Annotated in this window: 23 protein-coding genes; 11 read left to right on the forward strand and 12 right to left on the reverse strand. The window is 73.0% G+C overall.

Annotation, left to right across the window (positions count from 1 at the left end):
• The first annotated feature begins 35 nt into the window (after positions 1-35).
• The gene (locus ACFSL2_RS05330; RefSeq protein ID WP_377196848.1) at positions 36-1,160 is read left to right on the forward strand and encodes an epoxide hydrolase family protein; all 1,125 of its coding nucleotides are present in this window, start codon (positions 36-38) and stop codon (positions 1,158-1,160) included.
• Between the two features lie 9 nt (positions 1,161-1,169).
• On the opposite strand, the gene ACFSL2_RS05335 is transcribed toward ACFSL2_RS05330, so the two are convergent.
• Positions 1,170-1,601, reverse strand: coding sequence for a nitroreductase/quinone reductase family protein (locus tag ACFSL2_RS05335; protein ID WP_377196849.1), 432 nt, complete (start codon positions 1,599-1,601; stop codon positions 1,170-1,172).
• An 87-nt stretch (positions 1,602-1,688) separates the two neighbouring features.
• Between ACFSL2_RS05335 and ACFSL2_RS05340 the strand changes: the two genes are divergently transcribed.
• Positions 1,689-2,309, forward strand: coding sequence for a TetR/AcrR family transcriptional regulator (locus ACFSL2_RS05340; RefSeq protein ID WP_377196850.1), 621 nt, complete (start codon positions 1,689-1,691; stop codon positions 2,307-2,309).
• Positions 2,310-2,324: 15 nt separating this feature from the next.
• Here ACFSL2_RS05340 and ACFSL2_RS05345 read toward each other — a convergent pair whose 3' ends face one another.
• The 4 genes from ACFSL2_RS05345 to ACFSL2_RS05360 are packed head-to-tail and all read right to left on the reverse strand — an operon-like array spanning position 2,325 to position 5,301.
• Positions 2,325-3,245 (reverse strand): cation diffusion facilitator family transporter, encoded by a 921-nt coding sequence (locus tag ACFSL2_RS05345; RefSeq protein WP_377196851.1) that lies wholly within the window; start codon positions 3,243-3,245, stop codon positions 2,325-2,327.
• Positions 3,238-3,933, reverse strand: a complete 696-nt coding sequence (locus tag ACFSL2_RS05350) for a cation diffusion facilitator family transporter (RefSeq protein WP_377196852.1) — start codon at positions 3,931-3,933, stop codon at positions 3,238-3,240. Before ACFSL2_RS05350 ends, ACFSL2_RS05345 begins: the two co-directional genes overlap by 8 nt.
• Positions 3,930-4,334, reverse strand: a complete 405-nt coding sequence (locus ACFSL2_RS05355) for an ArsR/SmtB family transcription factor (RefSeq protein ID WP_377196853.1) — start codon at positions 4,332-4,334, stop codon at positions 3,930-3,932. Before ACFSL2_RS05355 ends, ACFSL2_RS05350 begins: the two co-directional genes overlap by 4 nt.
• A 25-nt stretch (positions 4,335-4,359) precedes the next feature.
• Positions 4,360-5,301: an NAD-dependent epimerase/dehydratase family protein gene (locus ACFSL2_RS05360; RefSeq protein WP_377196854.1), complete on the reverse strand. Its 942-nt coding sequence runs from the start codon at positions 5,299-5,301 to the stop codon at positions 4,360-4,362.
• Between the two features lie 80 nt (positions 5,302-5,381).
• On the opposite strand from ACFSL2_RS05360, the gene ACFSL2_RS05365 reads away from it, so the two are divergent.
• Together ACFSL2_RS05365 and ACFSL2_RS05370 are read left to right on the forward strand one after the other, a co-directional pair.
• Positions 5,382-6,515 (forward strand): L-talarate/galactarate dehydratase, encoded by a 1,134-nt coding sequence (locus ACFSL2_RS05365; RefSeq protein WP_377196855.1) that lies wholly within the window; start codon positions 5,382-5,384, stop codon positions 6,513-6,515.
• 27 nt (positions 6,516-6,542) lie between these two features.
• Entirely contained in the window at positions 6,543-7,253 is a 711-nt protein-coding gene (locus ACFSL2_RS05370; protein ID WP_377196856.1) for a FadR/GntR family transcriptional regulator, read from the forward strand.
• Here the strand turns inward: ACFSL2_RS05370 and ACFSL2_RS05375 are convergent.
• Genes ACFSL2_RS05375 through ACFSL2_RS05390 form a run of 4 tightly spaced genes read right to left on the reverse strand, consistent with a single transcriptional unit; the run spans position 7,216 to position 10,708 of the window.
• Positions 7,216-7,641 carry a universal stress protein gene (locus ACFSL2_RS05375; protein WP_377196857.1) on the reverse strand — a complete coding sequence of 142 codons (426 nt, stop codon included), beginning with the start codon at positions 7,639-7,641 and terminating at the stop codon, positions 7,216-7,218. The genes ACFSL2_RS05370 and ACFSL2_RS05375 overlap by 38 nt on opposite strands.
• Positions 7,638-9,170, reverse strand: coding sequence for a tripartite tricarboxylate transporter permease (locus ACFSL2_RS05380; RefSeq protein WP_377196858.1), 1,533 nt, complete (start codon positions 9,168-9,170; stop codon positions 7,638-7,640). Before ACFSL2_RS05380 ends, ACFSL2_RS05375 begins: the two co-directional genes overlap by 4 nt.
• 24 nt (positions 9,171-9,194) lie before the next feature.
• Positions 9,195-9,683 carry a tripartite tricarboxylate transporter TctB family protein gene (locus ACFSL2_RS05385; RefSeq protein WP_377196859.1) on the reverse strand — a complete coding sequence of 163 codons (489 nt, stop codon included), beginning with the start codon at positions 9,681-9,683 and terminating at the stop codon, positions 9,195-9,197.
• 8 nt (positions 9,684-9,691) lie between these two features.
• On the reverse strand, positions 9,692-10,708 hold the full coding sequence (locus ACFSL2_RS05390) for a Bug family tripartite tricarboxylate transporter substrate binding protein (protein ID WP_377196860.1): 1,017 nt from the start codon (positions 10,706-10,708) through the stop codon (positions 9,692-9,694).
• 170 nt (positions 10,709-10,878) lie between these two features.
• On the opposite strand from ACFSL2_RS05390, the gene ACFSL2_RS05395 reads away from it, so the two are divergent.
• The 5 genes from ACFSL2_RS05395 (at position 10,879) to ACFSL2_RS05415 (ending at position 16,870) form a co-directional block, all read left to right on the forward strand.
• Positions 10,879-11,757 (forward strand): LysR family transcriptional regulator, encoded by an 879-nt coding sequence (locus ACFSL2_RS05395; protein ID WP_377196861.1) that lies wholly within the window; start codon positions 10,879-10,881, stop codon positions 11,755-11,757.
• A gap of 131 nt (positions 11,758-11,888) precedes the next feature.
• The gene (gene kdgD / locus ACFSL2_RS05400; protein WP_377196862.1) at positions 11,889-12,836 is read left to right on the forward strand and encodes a 5-dehydro-4-deoxyglucarate dehydratase; all 948 of its coding nucleotides are present in this window, start codon (positions 11,889-11,891) and stop codon (positions 12,834-12,836) included.
• Positions 12,837-12,880: 44 nt separating this feature from the next.
• Positions 12,881-14,536 (forward strand): aldehyde dehydrogenase (NADP(+)), encoded by a 1,656-nt coding sequence (locus tag ACFSL2_RS05405; protein WP_377196863.1) that lies wholly within the window; start codon positions 12,881-12,883, stop codon positions 14,534-14,536.
• Positions 14,533-15,861, forward strand: coding sequence for an enolase C-terminal domain-like protein (locus ACFSL2_RS05410; protein WP_377196864.1), 1,329 nt, complete (start codon positions 14,533-14,535; stop codon positions 15,859-15,861). Before ACFSL2_RS05405 ends, ACFSL2_RS05410 begins: the two co-directional genes overlap by 4 nt.
• A gap of 10 nt (positions 15,862-15,871) precedes the next feature.
• Positions 15,872-16,870 carry an AEC family transporter gene (locus ACFSL2_RS05415; protein ID WP_377196865.1) on the forward strand — a complete coding sequence of 333 codons (999 nt, stop codon included), beginning with the start codon at positions 15,872-15,874 and terminating at the stop codon, positions 16,868-16,870.
• A gap of 87 nt (positions 16,871-16,957) precedes the next feature.
• Here the strand turns inward: ACFSL2_RS05415 and bla are convergent, their stop codons facing one another.
• Together bla and ACFSL2_RS05425 are read right to left on the reverse strand one after the other, a co-directional pair.
• The gene (gene bla, locus ACFSL2_RS05420; RefSeq protein ID WP_377196866.1) at positions 16,958-17,911 is read right to left on the reverse strand and encodes a class A beta-lactamase; all 954 of its coding nucleotides are present in this window, start codon (positions 17,909-17,911) and stop codon (positions 16,958-16,960) included.
• Between the two features lie 107 nt (positions 17,912-18,018).
• The gene (locus tag ACFSL2_RS05425; RefSeq protein ID WP_377196867.1) at positions 18,019-19,413 is read right to left on the reverse strand and encodes a cation:dicarboxylate symporter family transporter; all 1,395 of its coding nucleotides are present in this window, start codon (positions 19,411-19,413) and stop codon (positions 18,019-18,021) included.
• Positions 19,414-19,554: 141 nt separating this feature from the next.
• Here ACFSL2_RS05425 and ACFSL2_RS05430 point away from each other — a divergent pair, with 141 nt between their 5' ends.
• Both ACFSL2_RS05430 and ACFSL2_RS05435 read left to right on the forward strand, forming a co-directional pair.
• A complete protein-coding gene (locus ACFSL2_RS05430) occupies positions 19,555-21,222 on the forward strand; it encodes a sensor histidine kinase (protein WP_377196868.1) in 1,668 nt (555 codons plus the stop codon).
• Positions 21,219-21,914: a response regulator transcription factor gene (locus ACFSL2_RS05435; protein WP_377196869.1), complete on the forward strand. Its 696-nt coding sequence runs from the start codon at positions 21,219-21,221 to the stop codon at positions 21,912-21,914. Before ACFSL2_RS05430 ends, ACFSL2_RS05435 begins: the two co-directional genes overlap by 4 nt.
• Positions 21,915-21,922: 8 nt before the next feature.
• Here ACFSL2_RS05435 and ACFSL2_RS05440 read toward each other — a convergent pair whose 3' ends face one another.
• A complete protein-coding gene (locus ACFSL2_RS05440; protein ID WP_377196870.1) occupies positions 21,923-22,459 on the reverse strand; it encodes a hypothetical protein in 537 nt (178 codons plus the stop codon).
• Between the last annotated feature and the right edge of the window lie 14 nt (positions 22,460-22,473).

Below are 22,473 nucleotides of genomic sequence, written 5' to 3' on the forward strand. Positions count from 1 at the left end.
GGTGGATGTCGGTGACTCGGCATAACGTCGGCCACATGAGCAAGGCACACAGCGAACCACGACCGTTCACGGTGCACGTCCCGGACCAGGTGCTCACCGACCTGCGGGACCGGCTGGCGCGCAGCCGGATCCCGGACGACTCGCCCCGGCGTCCCGCCTCCGGCATGACCGCGGCGTACCTGCGCGAGCTGGTCGACGCCTGGATCGGCTGGAACTGGCGGGCGCGCGAGGCCTGGCTGAACGCGCACCCGCAGTTCCTCGCCGAGATCGGCGACGTGGACCTGCACTTCGCGTACCTGCGTTCCGAGCACGCGGACGCCCCGGCGCTCCTCGTGCTGCACGGCTGGCCGCACACGTTCGCCCTGCAGCTCGACTTCGCCGACCTGCTGCCCGACTTCCACGTGGTCGTGGCGAGCCTGCCCGGCTTCGGGTTCTCCACGCCGTACGCGGAGGGCGTGATGTCGGAGAAGCGGCTGGCCGCGACGATGCACTCGCTGATGACCGACGTGCTCGGCCACGAGCGGTACCTCACCTACGGCGAGGACGTCACGGCCAACGTCAGCGACCTCATCGCCGCCCGGTACCCCGAGCACGTCGCGGGCATCGTGGCCACGCACGCGCACTTTCCCACCAGCGAGGAGCGCACGGTGCTCACCGACCCGGCGGCGCGCGCGTTCTTCGACGAGCTCGCCGCGAAGCACACGGTCGACGGCGCCTACGGCCACGTGCAGGCCACGCGGCCCGACACTCTCGCGACGGCGCTCAACGACTCCCCCGCCGGCCTGCTCACCTGGCTCACCGAGAAGCTGGTCGAGTGGAGCGACACCCCGCCGGGCGACCCCCGGGCGGTGGAGCGGCGCATCTCGCGCGACCGCATCCTCACGGAGGCCACCATCTACTGGGCGACGCAGACCATCGGCTCGTCGTTCCGGCCGTACTACGAGGGTGCCGACCAGCCGGACCCGATCCCGCCCACCTCCGTACCCGCCGCGGTGCTGATCCAGCGCCATGAACGGTCGTACCCGGAGTCGCTCGCGCGCCGCCACTATCTCGATCTGCGCGTGTTCGACCGCCTCGAGGAGGGCGGGCACTTCACGGTCGGCGAGGTGCCCGCCGAGATGGCGGCACGCGTGCGGGAGTTCGCCCGCTCGCTCGGCTGACGACCCGGGTCAGCCCACGGGCTCGAGCCGGATGACCGGGAACTTGCGGTCGGTGTGGGTCTCGTACTCCTTGGCGTCGGGCCAGTACTCGGCCCAGATGCCGTAGAGCCGCTCCCACTCGGGCGACGTCGGGCGCACCACGGTGGTCTTCACCCGGATGGCCCTGTCCCCGATCTCGATGGTGGTCTCGCCGGGGCCGTCCTCGACGTTCGCAACCCACGCCGGGTCCTTGGGCGCGCCACCGAGCGAGCCCGTGATCACGTACGCGTCGCCGTCGGTCGCGGCCACCAGCGGCGTCACGTACTCCGTGCCGCTCACGCGCCCCACGTGGTGCAGCAGCACCAGCCGCTTGCCGGTGAAGTGCCCGCCCGCGACGTCGTCGCCCAGCACGCCCGCGTTCGCCCGGAACGCCTCGATGACCCCGGTGTTCATGTCTGCCATCTTGTCCTCCTGCTACCTGCCGTCGACCACCGTGGCCGATCTAACCGGACTTTACCCCGGTTATCCGGATCCCGATAGCATCCGGACATGAGCACACCGTTGACGTGGGGCGCACCGCCGCCCGAGCGGGCCGACGCGGCCCGCAACCGTCGGCTGCTGCTCGCCACCGCGCGCGAGCTGCTCGACGAGGCAGGGCCCGGCTGCCTCACCATGGACCGGCTCGCCGAACGCTCCGGGCTCGGCAAGGGCACCGTGTTCCGCCGGTTCGGCACGCGGGCGGGCATCTTCCAGGCCCTCCTGGACGACAGCGAGCGCACCTTGCAGCACAGGATCCTGTCCGGCCCCCCGCCGCTGGGCCCCGGCGCGCCGCCCGTCGACCGACTGATCGCCTACGGCTGCGCCCGCATCCGGTTCCTCGCGGAGAACCAGGAGGTGGCCCGGGCGGCGGTCGGCGGACGCGGGGCCGGCGGCCGCAGGCCTCCGCTGTCCGAGATCCACATCCGGGTCCTGCTCCGGGAGCTCGAGCTGCCCGGAGCCGACCTCGACCTGCTCCCCGCCCAGCTCGCGTCCGCGCTGGAGGGACCGCTCCTGCGGCAGCCCCTCGGCGATCCCGGAGCGGGCGGCCCGGCGGCCACCGAGCGCTTCGAGACGGGCTGGCGCTACCTGGTCGAGCGCGTCTGCGGCGACAACGGCGCTACGGCCCGCTGACCGCCGCGGTCGTCGTCACGCGTGCGTCGGCGCCTCGTGGCGCGCGTGCTCGGCCGGCTCGAGCTGGAAGGTCGAGTGCTCGACGGGTACGTCGAACTCGGTGGCGACGCACCGCTGCAGGGCGTCGAGGACCGGTGGAGCGTGCCCGTCGCGGAAGCAGGCGTCCCGGACCACCACGTGGGCACTGATGGTGGGCAGCCCCGTGGCGACCAGCGACGCGTGCAGGTCGTGCACCCCCTCGACGTTCTCCACCTCCAGGAGCCGGGCGCGCACCTGGTCGAGGTCGATCCCGGACGGCGTGGCCTCCAGCAGCACGTTCGTCGACACGGCCAGGAGCTTCGCCGCCCGCGGGAGGATCAGCACGGCGATGACGAGCCCCGCCACGGCGTCGGCCCGCTGCCAGCCGGTGGTCGCGATCACCACGGCGGCCACGATCACGGCCACCGAGCCGAGCGCGTCGTTCACCACCTCGAGGAAGGCGGCGCGCAGGTTGAGCGATGCCGACCTGCCGCCCGCCAGCACGAGCAGCGCCACGACGTTGCCGACCAGGCCCACGATGCCGAACACCAGGAGGCCCGGTCCGGGGGCGTGCGCCGGGCCGGCCAGGCGGCCGATGCCCTCGACCAGCGCATAGCCGCCGACGGCGAGCAGCACCGCGGACTGGGCCAGCGCCGCCAGCACCTCGGCCCGCCGGAAGCCCCACGTCCGGCGCGGGGACGGCGGTCGTAGCGCGAGCGACGCGGCGAACAGCGCGATGCCCAGGCCGGCGACGTCGGTGAGCATGTGCCCGGTGTCGACCAGCAGCGCGAGGCTGCCCGTCGCCACGGCACCCACCGCCTGCGCGACGAAGACCGCCGCCGTGATGCCGAACGCGACGGCCAGGCGCCGCCGGCCGCCCTGCCCGCCGGGCGGGCCGTGGTGCTGGTGGTCAGCCATCGGTGGTGGCCCTCTCATGGTCATGGTCATGGTCATGGTCATGGCCGTGGTCGTGCTCCAGCTCGCCCTCCCACGCCTCACGGCCCTCGTGGACGGCGAACGCCGCGATCACGAACCCGGCCACGGGGTCCACCCAGGCGGCTCCGGTCAGCGCGAAGATCACGAGACCCGCCAGCGTCGACACGGACAGCAGCACGCAGATCCGGGTCTCGGCGGCGTCGGCGAGGATGAGCGGGTCTGCCAGCGCGAGCCCGACGCGGCGCTTGGCCGCGGCCAGCAGCGGCATGACGACGAGCGACGCGACGAGGAGCCCGATCGCGAGCGGCGAGCTCTCCGGCGTCTCACCGACGACGAGGCTGCGGATGCCCTCGACCGTGACGTAACCCGCCAGGAGGAAGAAGGTGACCGCAACGAGCCGCAGCGTGATCCGCTCCTTGCGCTCGTCGGCCGCACCGTGCCGGAGCCGGGCCGCCAGCCGCAGCCCCACCAGCACGGCGGCGATGGACTCGATGCCGGAGTCGATGCCGAACCCGATCACGGAGACCAGGCCGGCCAGGATGCCCGCCGTGATCGCCACGGCACCCTCGACCACGTTGTAGGCGACGGTGAACTGGGCCAGGCGCAGGCCGCGCCGCGTGAGCCGCTCCGTCATCGGCTCCGGTGCCTCGACCTCCGGCCGCGAACTCATGAGGCCGCCCCGCTCCGCACGGTGGCGTGGGCGGCGGAGCCGTCGACCCCGTACACCGGGCACAGCGCCACGGCGTCACCGGTCAGGGCGAGCAGCCGCTCGGCGGACTCCAGCACCGCGAGCGTCGCCTCCGGGTGGGTCAGGGAGAACACCGAGGCCCGGCCCTCCGGGCGGGACTCGACCAGCCCGCAGTCCCGCAGGCACGCCAGATGCTTGGACACGGTCGACTGCGCCAGGCCGAGGTGCCCGGTCAGGTCCACCACCCGGTGCTCGCCGAGGGCCAGGTGCTGCAGGATCGCCAGTCGCGACGGGTCCGAGAACCCGTGGAACAGGCAGGCGGCCACCGCCATCGCCGCGGGGCCGTCCGGAGCGTGATCGCTCACTGCCTCTGTCATCGCCATACGGCGATGCTAGCAGCGGAGCGCGCTACGCCGCGACGCGGGCTCGCCAGGCCGGCGCGGTCGCGTCCAGGACCTGGGCCCACGGCGTGGGCCGCACGCCGAGCACGTTGCTGGTCTCCGACGCGTCGGCGACGAACGGCCGGTCGAACTGGTAGAGCACGCCCAGTGCCTCGCGGGCGAGCGGGATCGCGAGCCCGCCGGCGCGCAGCGCGAGGCGCGGCACGCGGCGCAGCCGCGGCTCGCCGGTGCCCGCCCGGGCACCGAGCTCGCGCAGCACCTCGCGGACCGTCGCGGGCGGGCTGGACGGGACGAGCCACGGCGAACCCCAGGCCCGGTCGTCGGCGCCGAGCGCGATGAGCGTCGAGACCACGTCGTCGACCGCCGTCCAGGTGTGCGGCTGGTCCGGGTCGGCGAGGACCGGCGCCGCCTTGCCGGCCAGCGTCGCCGCCGCATACACCGGCAGCACGCCGTGCGCGTCGGTCACGGTGGGCCCCACGTAGTCGGAGGCCCGCGCCTCCGTGACCCGTACGCGACCGGCCTCGTGCGCGGCGAGCGCCTCCTGCCAGACACGCACTCGCACCTCACCCAGGGGGCCCGACGGCGCGAGGGGGCTGTGCCGGGTCATCGGCCCGTCGACCGGCCCGTAGCCGTAGAGGTTCCCGAGGCTGACGAGCACCGCCCCGGACGCCTCGGCCGCGTGCAGCACCGATGCCGCCAGCGGCGGCCAGCCCCGCTCCCACTCGGGGTACGGCCCGGGGTTCGCGCAGTTGTACACCACGCCCGCACCCTGGGCGGCGGCCGCGAGCGCCGTCGCGTCGGTCGCGTCGAGCGCGAGCCGCTGGACCCGGGGCAGGGCGGGACCGGTGCCGGAGCGGATCACCACCCGGACGGTGCGACCGGCCTGGGACAGCCGGTACGCGAGGGCGGCACCAACCGGGCCGGCGCCGACGACGAGATGCGTGGTCATGCGCTCAGGGTGCCACCCATATTCGTCATACAGGTTCGCTATTTGTATGCTCACTTCTGAACCCGCCGCAAAGGAGCGCCATGACGTACCAGCCCGACGCCATCCGGACCGTGCAGCTCTCGACCGTCACGCTGCCGCTGGCCACCCCCATCTCCGACGCCAAGGTCTTCACGGGCCGCCAGCGGCCGATGACCGAGGTCGTGTTCCTGTTCGCCGAGATCACCACGGAGCAGGGGTTCGAGGGCCTCGGGTTCTCCTACTCCAAGCGCGCCGGCGGCCCCGCCCAGTACGCGCACGCGAAGGAGGTGGCGCAGACCGCCGTCGGCGAGGACCCCAACGACATCGCCAAGCTGTACTCGAAGCTGCTGTGGGCCGGTGCTTCGGTGGGCCGTTCGGGCGTGGCGACCCAGGCGCTGGCGGCCATCGACATCGCCCTGTACGACCTCAAGGCCAAGCGCGCCGGCCTGCCGCTGGCCAAGCTGCTCGGTGCGCACCGCGACTCGGTGCGCACCTACAACACCTCCGGCGGCTTCCTGAACGCGAGCATCGAGGAGGTCAAGGAGCGCGCGAGCCGGTCGATCGCCGAGGGCATCGGTGGCATCAAGATCAAGGTAGGCCTGCCGGACGGCAAGCAGGACCTGGCGCGGGTCGCGGCCGTGCGCGAGCACATCGGCCCGGACGTGCCCCTCATGGTCGACGCCAACCAGCAGTGGGACCGCACCACCGCACTGCGCATGGGCCGGCGTCTCGAACAGTTCGACCTGGACTGGATCGAGGAGCCCCTGGACGCCTACGACGCCGAGGGCCACGCCGCGCTCGCCGCCGCCCTGGACACCCCGGTCGCCACCGGCGAGATGCTCGCCTCGGTGGCGGAGCACGAGCGGCTGATCGCCACGCGCGCGTGCGACATCATCCAGCCGGACGCCCCGCGCGTCGGCGGGATCACGCAGTTCCTGCGCCTGCTCACGCTGGCCGACCAGGCCGGTCTCGACCTGGCACCGCACTTCGCGATGGAGATCCACCTCCATCTGGCAGCCACCTACCCGCGCGAGCCCTGGGTGGAGCACTTCGACTGGCTCGACCCGTTGTTCGACGAGCGCCTGGAGACGAGGGACGGCCGCATGCTCGTGCCCGACCGCCCTGGCCTCGGCGTGACGTTCAGCGAGCAGGCGCGCGCCTGGACCACCGACAGCGCGGTGTTCGGTCCGCGCTGAGCGCGCCCGAGATGGAAGCATGAGCCCATGGCCACGACCCTGAGCGGCACCCTGGTGGAATCGCTGCGGACCCGCATCGTGGGCGGCGACATCGCCCCGGGCGAAAAGCTCCCCAGCGAGCCGCGCCTGGCGGCCGAGCACCAGGTCAGTCGCACGGTCGTCCGCGAGGCGATCGCACGCCTGAACCTGGAGGGCCTGGTCCACACCCGGCGAGGCAGCGGCAGCTATGCGCTGACTCCCCCGGCGGACGGCGCCGACGGCGACCCGCCGCTCGCCCGCTCGCTCGACGACCGGCTCGCCCTCGTCGAGTACCGCCTGGCACTGGAGGTCGAGGCCGCGGCGCTCGCCGCCACCCGGCGCACGCCGGCCCAGCTAGCAGCGCTGGCCGACCGGCTCGACGCCCTGGCGTCGTCCGACGGGCACCCGGCGACGGCGATGCAGCACGACTTCGCCTTCCACCGGCTCGTGGCCGAGGCCGCGGCCAACCGGTTCCTGCTGGAGGCGCTGGACCGGCTCGGCCCCCAGATGATCGCCATGCCGCGCGGCCGGCTGGACCGGCATGAGGGTGACCAGCCTGACGCCGACCGCTTCGCCGCCGTTGTGCAGGAGCACCAGGCCGTCCTCGCGGCGCTGGAGTCGCAGGACCCGCTGGCCGCCGCCGCGGCGATGCGGGTCCACCTGGCAGGCTCACGCCGCCGACTCATCGAGGAGTCGGCGCCTCCCCGACGTCGAGCGTAGAGGGCTTGACCGCCAGGACCGGGTGGTCCGCCTGGAGGAGGATGCGCTGCGCCACGGAACCCATGATGAACTTCCCCACCGTGCTGCGGCGCCGCAGGCCGATCACGATCAGCGATGCGTCGTGCTTCTCGGCCAGGTCGAGAATCTCGTCGGTGAAGTCGTCGCGGTGCGTGCCGCGCACCACCTCGGCCCGCACCCCGGCGTCGTCGGCCTGCGTGAGGACCCGGGAGAGGTCCTCCGTCGTCGCGACGGTGGTCTCCACCACCGAACCCTCGCGCGCCGAGTTCACGATCAGCAGGTCCTCGTCCCGGAGCCGGGCCTCGGTGATCGCCGCCCGTACGGCGGCCTCCCCCGCGGGTGTGGGTACGTAGCCGACGACGATGCTCATACTGACTCTTCCTCTCGGTGCTGCACGGGTGTCTCGTCCGCCGGAGCGGCCCGCCTGTTGCGGACGGACCGGACCAGCGGCAGCAGGGCCACCACCACGAACAGGACCAGCAGCGTCGCGGAGATGGGTCGGGCGAGGAAGCCGGTCGCCGCCCCGTCGAACATCAGCAGCGAGCGCCGCAGGTTGGACTCCAGGAGGGAGCCCAGCACGAAGGCCAGCACGAGCGGCCCCGGCTCGAAGCCGAACTTCTTCATCAGGTAGCCGACGGCGCCGAACACCACGACCAGGAGCACGTCGAAGACCGAGTTGTTGATGGTGTAGGCGCCGATCATGGTGATCAGCGCCGTGACGGGGGCGAGGATCGCGGCCCGCACACGCAGGATCCGGACGAAGACGCCCACCAGCGGGATGGACATGATCAGGAGCAGCACGTTGCCGATGTACATGGAGTTCACGACGCCCCAGAACAGCTCGGGCTCCTCGGTGACGAGCTGCGGGCCCGGGGTGACGCCCTGGATGAGGAGCGCGCCGAACATGAGCGCCATGGTGGCGTTGGCGGGGATGCCGAGCGTGAGCAGCGGGATGAACGAGCTGGTGGCGGCGGCGTTGTTCGCCGTCTCCGGGCCGGCCACGCCCTCGATGGCGCCCTTGCCGAAGCGGCTCGGGTCCTTGGCGCGCTTCTTCTCGGCCGCGTAGGCGGCCATGGAGGAGATGGTGGCGCCGCCACCGGGGAGGACACCGAGGAAGAACCCGAGCACCGACCCGCGAGCCACGGCGCCGGACGACTCCTTGAGGTCGCTGCGGCTCGGCCAGACGTTCGTCACCTTGCCGGGCGCGGACACGGCGCGGTGCCGCTCCTCGAGGTTGTAGAGGATCTCCCCCAGGCCGAACAGCCCCATGGCGACGGGGACGAAGTCGATGCCGTCGGCCAGGCTCAGGCTCTCGAACGTGAAGCGTTCGGCGCCGGTGAAGGCGTCGCGCCCGATCGTGGCGAGCAGCAGCCCGACGGCGGCGGCGATCAGGGCCTTGACCTTGGCGCCGGAGGCGATGGTGGCGACCAGGAGGATCCCGACGAGGGCGAGAGCGGTGTACTCGGGCGGGCCGAAGTCGAGCGCGAAGCCCGCCACGAGCGGCGCGAGGAACGTGAGCCCGATGATCGCCACGGTGCCGCCGACGAACGAGCCGACGGCTGCGATGCCGAGCGCCGTGCCCGCCCGGCCCTGCTTGGCGAGCGCGTGCCCGTCGAGCACGGTGACCACGGAGCTGGCCTCGCCGGGCAGGCGGAGCAGCACCGAGGTGATGGTGCCGCCGTACTGGGCGCCGTAGAAGATCCCCGCGAGCATGATGATCGCGGTGACGGGCTCGACGCCGTAGGTGAGCGGCAGCAGGATGGCGATGGTGGCGGCCGGGCCGAGGCCGGGCAGCACTCCGATGAGCATCCCGATGACCACCCCCACCAGGCAGTACAGGAGGTTGGTGGGTTCGAGGACGACGGCGAAGCCGGCGGCCACGTTCTGCAGCGATTCCACGTGCGGTTCCCTCGCGTCAGCAGGTCAGAGGAGGTGGGGGACGTTGGTGCCGAGCGCCCCGACGAAGACCGCGTAGAGCACGCCCACGACGAGCGCCGAGTTCAGGAGGGCCGAGCGCCAGGACTCGCCGCCGAGGAACTTCATCCAGACGACGCTGAGCAGGAGGGACGGGACCTCGAAGCCGATCACCGGCAGCAGCGCCACGAGCCCGAGCAGGGTCGCGAGGCCGGCCAGCGGCAGCCAGGAGTACCGGGAGAACTTCTCCCCGTCGCCGCCCCGGCGCCCGACGAGGGTCTGGGCCAGGGACAGCACCACCACGGCGAGGCTGACGGCCAGCGGCCACAGGCCGGCGCCCGGCTGGGCGGGCGTGCCCAGGCCGAGCGCCACGGCCGCCACCGCCCCCGCGGCACCGACCGTGGCGGTGACCAGGCAGGCAGCCAGGTTCGCGAACCCTCCGGCGGGCGGCGGTGCGGCCTCGGCCTCCGTCGCCGCGTCCTTCGTTGCCGTTTCCACGGGGCCGCTCAGCCTTCCGCGAGGCTGATGTCGTACTCGTCGGTGAGCGCCCGGTACTTCTCGGCGAGCTCCGTCCACTCGGTGGTGACCTCGTCGCCGGAGATCTCGTGGGGCGTCAGCAGGTTGTTCTCGTTGAACGCCGTGTACGTCTCCGAGGCGATGGCCGCGTCGATCGACTCCACGAGCCGGGCCTTGACGTCCTCGGGCAGCCCCTTGGGGGCGGCGACGGCACGGAACTGGGAGACGGGCACGTCATAGCCCTCCTCGACGGCGGTCGGCACGTCCGGAAGGAACTGGTTGCGCTCCGCCGAGAACGCCAGGAGCGGCACCACGGTGCCGGCGTCGATCTGCGGCTTGGCCTCGCCGAGCTGCACGGTGGCCACCTGCACCTGGTCGCCGACGACGGCGGTGAGCGCGGGCGAGCCGGAGTCGAACGGGACGGCGGTGCCCTCGATCTCGGCCTGCGCGAACAGCGCCGCCTGCGCGAGCTGCGACCCGGTCCCCACGCCGGTGGTGCCGTACTTGACCCCACCGGACGCGTCCTGGAGGTCCGCGAGCTCCTCGAAGCCGGACTCCGCGCTGGCCAGCAGCACGTAGTCGTCCTGCGAGAGGCCCTTGAGCACGTCGAGGTCGCTCAGGTCGACCGCCTCGTCGTCCGACACCGCGAGCGGCGTGATCGTGATGAGCGACGCGTTCAGCAGCACCAGCTCGTGCCCGTCGGCGGGCTCGGCGGCGACCTCCTCGGTCGCGAGCGCACCGTTCGCGCCGGCCCGGTTGATGACCGGGACGGACACCCCGAGGTCGTCGGCCATGCCCTCGGCGACGGCCCGGGCGATCAGGTCGGTGGAGCCGCCGGCGTCCTGGCCCACGGTGATCGTCACGGGGCCGGCCGGGAAGTCGGCACCCGCGGCGTCGCCACCGCCCACGTTCCCGCCGCACGCCGCGAGGGTCAGGGCGGCACCGGCGGCGGTGGCGCCCAGGAGGGCCCGGCGGATGCGCGGGGCCGGGCGGGTCAGAGATGTCATCGCAGCTCTCCTCATTGAGATCTTGAACGGTCGGAGATGGTGGAGCGGGGCGGTACGGGGACCGCCCGCGACCGGAGGAAACTCATATCCCGGTCGGGCGTTGAGCATAGGAAGCCCATACGATGCCTGTCTAAGCCTCTTACTGCATTGCTTGATTCTCGGAAGGTATCGTGTACACCCTCGATCAGGTCCGCTGCTTCGTCGCCGTCGCCGAAGAGCTGCACTTCGGCCGTGCCGCCGAGCGGCTCACCATGACCCAGCCACCACTGAGCCGCCAGGTCCAGAAGCTGGAGCGCGCCGTCGGGGTCCCGCTCCTGGAGCGGGACAACCGGCACGTCGAGCTGACGACGGCCGGCGCCGTGTTCCTGGAGGAGGCCCGCCGCCTGCTGACCGCCGCCGACGCCGCCCCGGCGCTGGCCCGGAAGATCGCCGCCGGCCGCGCCGGTGTGCTGCGCCTCGGGTTCACCGCCGCGTCCGGGTTCAGCCTGCTGGGCACCCTGGTCCAGGAGATCGCCGAGTTCATGCCGGACGTCGACCTGGACCTCCAGGAGCTCGTCACGGTCGAGCAGATCGAGGCGATCCGGCGCGGCGAGCTCGACCTCGCGCTCGGCCGGCCGCCGTTCGACCAGGAGAGCTTCGACTCCCGTCTGCTGCTGTCGGAGGACCTCGTGCTCGCCGTACCCGGCGGCCACCCGCTGACCCGGCTGGACCGACCCGTCGCCGTCGGCGACCTGCGCGACCAGCCGGTGATCGGGCACCACCCGACCAAGGCTCGCTACTTCTACGACATGGTGGTGCGCTACATCGCCGTCGAGCACACGGGCGTCGTGCACGTCGTCAGCCAGATCCTGACCATGTGCTCGCTGGTCGCGGCCGGCCGCGGCGTGGCGTTCGTGCCGGAGTCGGCCCGCCTCCTCGGCCTGTCCGGGGTGACGTTCCTGGAGCTCGGCGACGTGCCGCACGGTGTCGTGGAGCTGCACGCCATCTGGGACCGCGGGGCCAAGAACCCGGCCCTGCACGAGTTCCTCCGCTTTCTCCACCCGGCCTGACGTCCCCGTTGGGGGGAACGATGCAGTTCCGGTATGGGCCGATGCAACCTTGGGCTTGGACAGGCATCGTTCGAGGTTCCTAGGTTGGCGCCAGCACGCCATCGCCGACGTCTGTCACAGGAGGGGCCACCGTGGCCACGTACGCACCCCAGGAGCTCGCCGCCGTCCTCAAGGACGGGCTGCTGTCGTTCCCCGCCACCCCCTTCACCGGGGACGGGCGGCTCGACGAAGCACGGTACCGCGAGCACATCGACTGGCAGTCGAGCTTCGACATCGGCGGCCTGTTCGCCGCCGGCGGCACGGGCGAGGGTTTCAGCCTCACTCCCGAGGAGTCGGCCCGCGTGGTGCGGCTCGCCGTCGAGACCGCCGCCGGGCGCACACCGGTGCTCGGCAGCGCCGGGGGAAACACCGCCCAGGCCGTCCAGAACGCGCAGGCCGCGGAGGCCGGCGGCGCGGAAGGACTCCTGCTGCTGCCGCCCTACCTCACCGAGTGCGACCAGTCGGGACTGCTGGAGCACGCCTCTGCCGTGTGCGCCTCGACGAGCCTCGGGGTGATCGTCTACAACCGGGGCAACGCCGTGTACTCGGCGCAGACCGTTGCCCGGCTCGCCGAGCGCCACCCCAACTTCATCGGGTTCAAGGACGCCATCGGCGACATCGAGCAGCTCACCCGCGTCTACACCGTCAACGGCGACCGGCTCTTCTACCTCGGCGGGCTGCCCACCGCGGAGACGTTCGCCCTGCCGCTCCTGCAGCTCGGCATGAGCACGTACTCCTCGGCCATGTACAACTTCGTGCCCGAGTTCGCGCTGGACTTCTACCGCGACGTGCGGGCCCAGGACCACGCGGCCGTCACCGAGAAGCTGGCCCGGTTCGTGCTGCCCTACCTCGACATCCGCGACCGCACCAAGGGCTACGGGGTCTCCATCGTGAAGGGCGGGCTGAAGGCCGTGGGCCGGGACATGGGCAGCGTCCGCCCACCCCTGCAGGACCTGAGCGCCCAGGACCTCGCGGACCTCGGCGCCCTGGTCGACGCCGCCGGCGTCCGGCCCGCCGGCGAGGCCGCGCTGGCCGGCTGACCGGTGCCCAGCGAGACGAACAGCGACCGCCAGAAGGAGACACCATGACCACGCAGCCGACCACACGGTCCAGCACGCGGCCCAGCACCGGGCTCACCGGCCACTCGATCGTCGCCGGCGCGCCCCTCGCGGGCACCGCGGGCACCCTCGCCGGGCAGAACCCGGCCACGGCCGAGGCCCTCGAACCCGCCTACACCCTGCTCGACGAGGCCCAGGTCGCCCAGGCCACCGCCGCCGCCCAGGAGGCGTTCCCCTCCTTCTCCACGCTCGAGCCCGAACCGCACGCTCGGTTCCTGGAACAGGTCGCGGACAACATCGACGCCCTGGGACCCGACCTCGTCGCGCGGGCCGCGCACGAGACCGGCCTGTCCACGGCCCGGCTCACGGGCGAGCTCGCCCGCACCACCGGCCAGCTGCGGCTGTTCGCAGGGGTGGTGCGCCAGGGTGACCACCACGGCGTGCGGATCGACCCCGCCCGGCCCGACCGCACTCCCCTGCCCCGCGCCGACATCCGGCAGCGCAAGGTGCCCCTCGGCCCGGTCGCCGTGTTCGGCGCGAGCAACTTCCCCCTCGCCTTCTCCACCGCCGGCGGCGACACGGCGTCGGCGCTCGCCGCGGGCTGCCCCGTGGTCGTCAAGGCGCACAACGCGCACCCGGGCACCGCCGAGCTCGTGGGCCGCGCCGTGGCCGACGCCGTCGCGGCGTGCGGCCTGCACCCCGGCGTCTTCTCCGTGGTCTACGGCCCGGGGAAGGTGGTCGGCCAGGCTCTCGTGACCGACCCGGCGATCCGGGCCGTCGGGTTCACCGGCTCCCGGTCGGGCGGCCTCGCACTGGTCGCGGCGGCCGCGGCCCGCCCCGTGCCGATCCCCGTGTACGCGGAGATGAGCTCGATCAACCCGACCATCCTGCTGGACGGCGCCCTGGCCGGCGACGTCGACGCGCTCGCCGCCGCCTACCTCACCTCGGTGACCGGCTCGTCGGGTCAGCTCTGCACCGCGCCCGGCCTCGTGCTCGTACCGGCCGGCCCCCGGGGCGACGCCTTCGTGGCGGCGGCCGGACGCGCCGCCGCCGCCTCCGCCGGGCAGACCATGCTCACCGGCGGCTTCGCCGAGGCGTGGCAGCAGGGCGTGGACACGCTGGCCGCGCAGGACGGCGTGAACCAGGTCGGCGCCGGCACCCCGGGTGACACCCACAACGCCCCCGCGCCCGCCGTGTTCGCGAGCGATGTGACCACTCTGCTCGACAACCCGGTGCTGCAGGCGGAGATCTTCGGCGCCGCGTCGCTCGTGGTCCGGTACGCGGACGCCGACGAGCTGCTGACCGCCGTCGGGCGGCTGGAGGGGCAGCTCACCGTGACGCTGCACCTGACCGAGGCCGACCGGGACACCGCGGCCCGGCTGCTGCCCGTCCTGGAGCGCACCGCCGGCCGCATCCTCGCGAACGGCTGGCCCACCGGCGTCGAGGTGGGGCACGCCATGGTGCACGGCGGACCCTTCCCCGCGACGTCGGACGGCCGTACCACCTCCGTGGGGACGCTCGCGATCGAGCGGTTCCTGCGTCCCGTCGCCTACCAGAACCTGCCCGAGTACCTGCTGCCCGAACCGGTGCGGCCGGGCAACCCGTGGCACCTGACGCGTCGGGTGGACGGCGTCTTCGACGTCGTCCTCGGCGCGAACGAGCCGAGCGGGGCCGCCGAGTGAGCGGCCACCCCACCGTCGCCCGGGTCGAGGTGGTGCCCGTCGCCGGGCACGACTCGATGCTGCTGAACCTGTCCGGCGCGCACGCGCCGTTCTTCACGCGGAACATCGCGATCGTCACCGACTCCGACGGCCGCACCGGCCTCGGCGAGGTACCCGGCGGGGAGAAGATCCGGGCGACGATCGAGGAGGCGGGCCGGCTCGTCGTCGGGCAGCCGGTCGCCCGGTACCGCAGCCTGCTGCGGTCCGTCTCCACCGCGTTCGCCGACCGCGACGCGGGCGGGCGCGGCCTGCAGACCTTCGACCTGCGCACCACCGTGCACGCCGTCACCGCGCTGGAGTCCGCGCTCCTGGACCTGCACGGCCAGGACCTGGGCGTGCCTGTGGCGGAGCTGCTCGGCGACGGCGTCCAGCGCGAGTCCGTGCCGATGCTCGGCTACCTCTTCTACGTGGGCGACCCGGACGCCACGGACCTGCCGTACCTGCGCAGGGACGACGAGTCCGACGCGTGGGGTCGGCTGCGCCGCGAGCAGGCCCTGACACCCGACGACGTCGTCCGGCTCGCCGAGGCCGCCCAGGAGCGGTACGGGTTCGGCGACTTCAAGCTCAAGGGCGGTGTGCAGGCCGGTGACCTGGAGGTCGACGCCGTCGTGGCGCTCAAGGAGCGGTTCCCCGACGCCCGCGTCACGCTCGACCCGAACGGCGGCTGGCCGCTGGCCGAGGCGATCCGGCTCGGCGACCGCATGCGCGGCGTCGTCGCGTACGCCGAGGACCCGTGCGGCGCCGAGGGCCGGTTCTCGGGCCGGGAGGTCATGGCGGAGTTCCGCCGCGCGACCGGCCTGCCGACCGCGACCAACATGATCGCCACCGACTGGCGCGAGCTGGCGCACGCCGTGCGCGCGGGCGCGGTGGACATCCCGCTGGCCGACCCCCACTTCTGGACCATGGCCGGCTCCGTGCGGGTGGCCCAGCTCTGCCACGAGTTCGGCCTGACCTGGGGGTCGCACTCCAACAACCACCTCGACGTCTCGCTGGCCATGTTCACGCACGTGGGCGCGGCGGCGCCCGGCACGATCACCGCCTTGGACACCCACTGGATCTGGCAGGACGGGCAGGGTCTGACGACGGCGCCGCCCCGGATCCGCGACGGCGCGATCCAGGTGCCGACCACGCCGGGGCTCGGCGTGGAGCTCGACCGCGCGCTCCTGGCCGCCGCGCACGAGCTCTACCTGCAGCACGGGCTCGGGGCGCGGGACGACGCGGCGGCGATGCAGTACCTGATCAAGGGCTGGAAGTTCGACCCGAAGCAGCCATGCCTGATCCGTTGAGTGCCGGCCGATGAGCGGTGTCCTGCTCGGTTTCGCGATCGTGCTGGTGCTGGTGGCCGTGGGGTTCGTGGCCGCCTGGCTGCTGCCGGGCGAGGCCCACGCGATGCAGCGCGGGATCTCGCCGCTCGTCTACTACATCACCAACCCGGCGCTGATGTTCCTGCTGCTGTCGAACGCGGACCTCGGCGCCGTGCTGCGCACCTATACGCCGATCGCGCTGATCACGGCGGCGGCCACCGGGCTGCTGTACGCCGTGGTCGCGGGCGGGCTGCTCCGGCGGCGCGCCGGGCCCGTGGCGGCGGGTGCGATGGCGAGCTCGTACGTGAACGCGGGCAACATCGGCGTGCCGATCGCGCTCTATGCCGTCGGCACCGCCGCCCCGGTGGTGTCGGTGCTGATCGCGCAGCTCCTGGTGATCGCGCCGGTGTACCTGTCGGTGTTCGCGTGGTGCCGGCACCGGGCGGACCGGGCCGCGGACAGCGCGGCCGCCGCAGCCAACGCGGACGGGCCGGACGGGGCGGACGGGACGACAGGCGGCGCGAGCGGGCTGGGCGTCACGCTCGGCCGGTCGCTCGCCAACCCCGTCACCGTCGCGACCGCGCTCGGGCTGCTGGCCGCGACCGTCTCCATGGACCTGCCCGCGGTGCTCTCGCAGCCGGTCGAGATGCTCGGCAACGCGTCGGTGCCGCTCCTCCTGCTGCTGTTCGGCCTGTCGCTGCGCGGCCAGCGGCCGATGGGCCGGGAGGCGCGGGCCGAGGTGGTGCTGGGCACTGCGCTCAAGGCCCTGGTGATGCCGGCGCTCGCCTGGGCGGTCGGCCGCTTCCTGTTCGGGCTCGACGGCATCGAGCTGCTGGGCGTCGTGCTGATGGCCGCGCTGCCGACCGCGCAGAACGTCTTCCTGTTCGCCGGCCACTTCCGCCTGGCGACCACGTCGGTGCGCGACATCACGCTGCTGAGCATGGTGCTGGCGCTGCCGGTGTCCCTGCTGGTCACGCTGCTGCTGACCTGAGCCGAACGTAGGAGTAGTCGCATCATGGGCGCCCAGACAGCGACGAACCCTACGTTCGGCGGGCGGCCGGGGGCCGCCGGCCCGGACTCAGCGGGTCAGCGCCTCCATCGCGACCGCCGTCGCCTCGGCCAGGAGGGCGTCGTCGGGCTCCGCGTCGGGGTCCTCGGTCCGGGTCAGGATCGCCAGCACGATCGGTTCGCCGTCGGGTGGCCAGAGCACGCCGATGTCGTTCCGTCCCCCGTTACCGGACGTGCCGGTCTTGTTCCCGACGTCCCAGCCGTCCGGCACCCCCGCGCGGATGGTCTCGTTCCCCGTCGCGCTGCCCTTGAGCGCCTCGACCAGGGTCTTCCGGCCCGCGTCGTCCAGGACGTCCCCGAGCGCGTAGGCCCGCAGGTCACCGGCGAGTGCCCTGGCGGTGCTGGTGTCCCGGTCGTCGCCGGGCGTGACGTCGTTGAGCTCCGGCTCGTAGCGGGCGGACACCGTCGTCTCGTCCCCGACCGCCCGCAGCGCGGCCTGGAGCCCGCTCGGTCCGTCGAGTGCGTCGAGCAGGAGGTTGCCGGCCGTGTTGTCGCTGACCTGGACCGCCGCGTCGATGATCTCGAGCATGGTCATGCCCGTCCCGACGTGCTGCTCGGTCACCGGCGAGTACTCCACCAGGTCGGTGGCGTCGTAGGTGACGACCCGGGCGAGCTCGTCGGCGCTGCTGCGTTCCAGGACCGCCCCGGCCGCCAGCGCCTTGAACGTCGAGGCGAACGCGAAGCGGTCGTCCGCACGGTGGGCCACCCGCGTCCCGTCGCCGGTGTCCATCGCGTAGAGGCCGACGACGGCGTGGTACTTCTCCTCGAGGCGGCCCAGCTCGTCGGCGACGTCGATGACCGGCGCGGGCGGGCTCGCCTGCTTGGTGGCGGTCGGGCCCGTCGTGGTCGGACCCGCCGCGGCCGGGCCGGCCGGGGCCTCCTCGGCGCTGCCGGGCGCGCAGGCGGACAGGACGAGTGCGGCCGAGGCGACCAAGGGCGCCAGCCGTCGCAGGTTCCGGTACATGCGACCCAGTGTGCTGTCCACGCCCGCGGGACGCCGTCCGAGACGAACAGACGGCGGTCCAGGCACCCCCAGAGTGCCTGGACCGCCGCCGGTCACGTCCGCGGTGCTCAGACCGCGGCCGGCTCGACCACCTTCTCCCGGGAGCCGTCGGTTCGCCCGCCGGCCACCTCGGCGGCGGTCTCGTCGGTGGCGCCGTGGGCGTCGTCCACCATGCTCTCGTCGAACGGGAGGCTGCCCGAGAGGACCTGCTCCACGCGCCCGCGGTCGATCTCGCGCGTCCAGGTGCCGATGACGACCGTCGCCACGGCGTTGCCGGTGAAGTTGGTCAGCGCCCGCGCCTCGGACATGAAGCGGTCGATGCCGACGATGATCCCGACACCGTCGACCAGGTCGGGGCGGTAGGTCTGCAGGCCGCCCGCGAGGGTCGCCAGGCCGGCGCCGGTGACGCCGGCGGCGCCCTTGGAGGCGATGATCATGAAGGCGAGCATGCCGATCTGCTCGGGGATCGACAGCGGCGTCCCCAGGGCGGACGCGATGAACAGCGACGCCATGGTCAGGTAGATCGCGGTGCCGTCCAGGTTGAACGAGTATCCGGTCGGCACGGTGATGCCAACCACGGGCTTCGAGACGCCCAGGTGCTCCATCTTGGAGATCAGGCGGGGCAGGGCGGCCTCGGACGACGACGTGCTGACGATCAGCAGGTACTCCCGGGCCAGGTACTTCATGAGCCGGAAGATGTTCACGCCGGACACGAGCCGCAGCACGGTGCCGAGCACGAGGACGATGAACAGGATGCAGGTCGCGTAGAACCCGGCCATCAGGGTGCCGAGCGCGACGACCGCGCCCCAGCCGGTCTCACCGACCACGCCGGCGATGGCACCGAAGGCGCCGACCGGCGCGACCCACAGGATCATCGTCAGGACGCGGAACACGATGCCCTGGATCAGCCGCACGGCGTCGAGCGCCGGCCGTCCGCGAGCGCCGAGCTGCTGGATCGCGAAGCCGACCAGGAGGGCGACGAACAGGGTCTGCAGCACGGAGTCGCCGGTGAGCGGCGAGACGAGGGTGGTGGGGATGATGCCGAGCACGAAGTCCACGAGCGACTCCGCCTCGCCCTCCGCCTCGTAGCTGGCGCCCGCGATGGACAGGCCCTCACCGGGGTGCAGCACGTTGCCCACGACCAGGCCGATCACGAGCGCGAACGTCGACATGACCAGGAAGTAGAGCAGGGCGAGGCCGCCTACGCGGCCCACGGTCGCGGCCTTGGCGATGGAGCCGATGCCCAGCACGATGGTGCAGAAGATGACGGGCGAGATCATCATCTTGATGAGGGCGACGAACCCGGTGCCGAGCGGCTTCAGCGCCGCTCCGGTGTCCGGGGAGGCCAGTCCGACGATGACGCCGGCCACGACGGCCACGATCACCGCGATGTACAGGTAGTGACTCTTGTCGAGCCGGCGGCGCGGGGTGGTCCCGGTGCCGGCGGGCTGCGTTACCGCCATGGTGTGTTCCTCTCACAACGCTGTGTGGTCAGCGACAAGAGTGCTGGCGGTGGCGGCGGATCCCACCATTGCGGCCATAGTGTTCTCAGCCCGTGTTCTCAGCCGGTCGGCGGCGCCGCGGGCGCGGGCCACAATGGTTCCGTGGCGCAACGGCGAGGTGCGAGTATCGCGAGGTGGTTCCTCGCCGTGCACACGGCGTTGCTGTTCGCGGGCGCCGTCGTCGTGTTCGGGCTGCTCGCGCTCGACGCCCGGTCGTCGGCGGAGACCCACGCGGCGCAGGAGAGCACCGACCTGGCCGCGACGGTGGCAGCCGAGTCGCTGGTGATCGACACGGTGGCCCGGGCGCACGCGGACGCGGGGACGGACCGTGCGGGTTCGGTCGCCGACGCGTCGCGCCGGCTGCAGCCGCACGCCGAGCGGGTGATGGCGGCGACCGGGATCGACTACCTGACCGTCATGGACACGGACCGGACCCGGTACACGCACCGCAACGACTGGCAGATCGGCCGGCCGTTCGTCGGCACCACGGCCCCCGCGCTGCGGGGAGAGACGTTCACGGAGGTCTACGACGGCACGCTCGGCCCGTCGGTGCGGGCGGTGGTCCCGGTCGTGGCGGCCGACGGCGAGGTGGTCGGCCTGGTCTCGGCGGGGGTGACGCTCGACCGGCTGTGGGACAGCATCGTGCCGCGCCTGGTCATCGTCGGGCTCGGCACGCTCCTGGCGTTCGTCACGGGTGCGGTGGCGGCGACGCTGCTCGCGCGGCGGCTGGACCGGATCACGGAGAGCAAGGGCCCGGACGAGCTGGCGCACCTGTTCACCGCGCACGAGGCGGTGCTGCACTCCGTCGAGGAGGGCATCCTGCTCGTCGAGGACGGCACGGTGGTGCTCGCCAACGACGAGGCGTTGCGTCTGCTCGGCGTACCCGAGCTGGCGGTGCCGTTCGCGGTGACCGACCAGCGGCTGTCCGTCGCGGTGCGTGACGTGCTGGGCGGCACTGCGCCTCAGGGGCCGGTCCGGGTCGGTGACCGGGTCCTGCTGGTGGGTCGGGACACGGCGGCGGCGTCCGGCCGGAACGTCGGCGAGGTCGTCTCCCTGCGGGACCGCACCGAGCTGCAGCGGGTCACCGGCGAGCTGTCGTCGGTGCGCACCATCTCCGAGGCGCTGCGCGCCCAGACCCACGACTTCAGCAACCGGCTGCACACCATCGCGACCCTCATCGAGCTGGGCCGCAGCGACGAGGCGCTGCGGTTCGTGGCCGGCGAGCGCGACCTGGGCCAGCGGCTCACCGACCGGGTGGTGCAGGCGATCGAGGAGCCGGTCATCGCGGCCCTCGTGCTCGGCAAGGCGGCGCAGGCGCGCGAACGGGCGGTGGAGATGCACTTCGAGACGCACCTGGCACCGGGCACGCACTGGCTGCAGCCCGTCGACGTGGTGACGGTCCTGGGCAACCTGATCGACAACGCTATCGACGCCGCGGCGGCGCGGGTCCTGACGGACGCCCCGGACGAGGCGTGGGTGGAGGTCTATCTGGCGAACGGCGACGACGGGTCGCTCGTGTTCCAGGTCTCCGACAGCGGGGCGGGCATCGCGCGGGCCGACAAGGACCACATCTTCGACCACGGCTGGAGCACCAAGGACTCGGCGGCCGGTGGGCGCGGCTACGGGCTGGCGCTCGTGCGGCAGGTGGTGGAGACCCTCGGCGGCGACATCGAGGTGTCCGACGGCGCAGGAGCGGTCTTCACGGTCACGCTCCCCCGCCCCGGCTCCGCCGTGGACGGCACGGCGACGCGTGCGGCGGCGCGGCCATGATCCGGGTCCTGGTGGTGGAGGACGACCACCGCACGGCCGCCGCGCACGGCGAGTACGTGCGACGGGTGGAGGGGTTCGAGCTGGCCGGCGTGGTGCACACGGCCGGCGAGACGGTCCGCGCGCTGCGGGCCGCCCGGGTGGCGGGCGCCGAGGTGCACCTGCTCCTGCTGGACATGAACCTGCCCGACCGGCACGGGCTGGTCCTGTGCCGTCAGCTGCGCGCGGCCGGCCTGGTGGTCGACGTGATCGCGGTGACGGCGGCCCGAGAGCTCGAGGTGGTCCGCGAGGCGGTGGCCATCGGGGTGGTGCAGTACCTGATCAAGCCCTTCGTCTTCGGGCTGTTCGCGGAGAAGCTGGGCGCCTACCGCCGGTACTTCGAGCAGATGCGCTCGCCCGTCTCCACGCTCAGCCAGCGTGAGGTGGACACGGCCTTCGCCGCCCTGCGCACGTCGAACGCCGCCGGGCTCCCGAAGGGGCTGTCCCAGGACACGCTGGACGCCGTGTCCGACCTGCTCGCCCGGCAGGCCGGCGCGCTCTCGGCGAGCGAGGTCGCCGACGAGCTCCACCTGGCGCGCATCACCGCCCGCCGCTACCTGGAGTTCCTGGCCGACCACGGGGTCGCGTCCCGGGCGCCGCGCTACGGGGCCCGTGGCCGGCCCGAGCTGGAGTACGAGCGGCAGCGCCCGGGGTAGGCGGCCCGTCAGCTCCCGACGGCAGCCGCGAGCCGGTCGATGTAGGCCTGCTCGCCCGCGCTGACGGCCACCCGCTTGCTGAAGATCCCGCCCTCCCGGGTGCTGGTGGACCGGACGACCTCGGTGGCGATCCGGACCAGCCACTCGCCGTACGCCGCCCGGTCGGCCGCGTCGGCGCGCTCCCGGAGCACCGCGATCGACGCCGCGGTCAGCTCGACCGCCCGGGCCGTCTCGCGCTCCGGGTCCGGACGCACCTGGTCGGACACGGCCACACCCTCGGGCGTGCCCACCTTCTCGGCCGGCGGCACCTCGGGCCTGTCCTGCCGGCCCTTGGTGCGGTCGCGCAGTGCGATCGCCACCGACTGGATGAAGCCGTTCTCGTGCTCCTGGGCCTCGCGGAACACCTTGGCGCCCGACGCGGCCTCCCGGAGGAACCTGACCGCCCCGGGCCGGCCGTCCGCGAGGGTGGCGCCCTTCAGCACGGCGCCCGGGGCGTCGAGGATCTGGTTGAGCTCGTCGTCGCTGAAGTCGGACAGATTCGTCATGCGCACGCTCTCTG

Origin of the sequence: Promicromonospora aerolata (assembly GCF_042682255.1) — a bacterium.
Taxonomy (GTDB): Bacteria; Actinomycetota; Actinomycetes; order Actinomycetales; family Cellulomonadaceae; genus Promicromonospora; species Promicromonospora aerolata.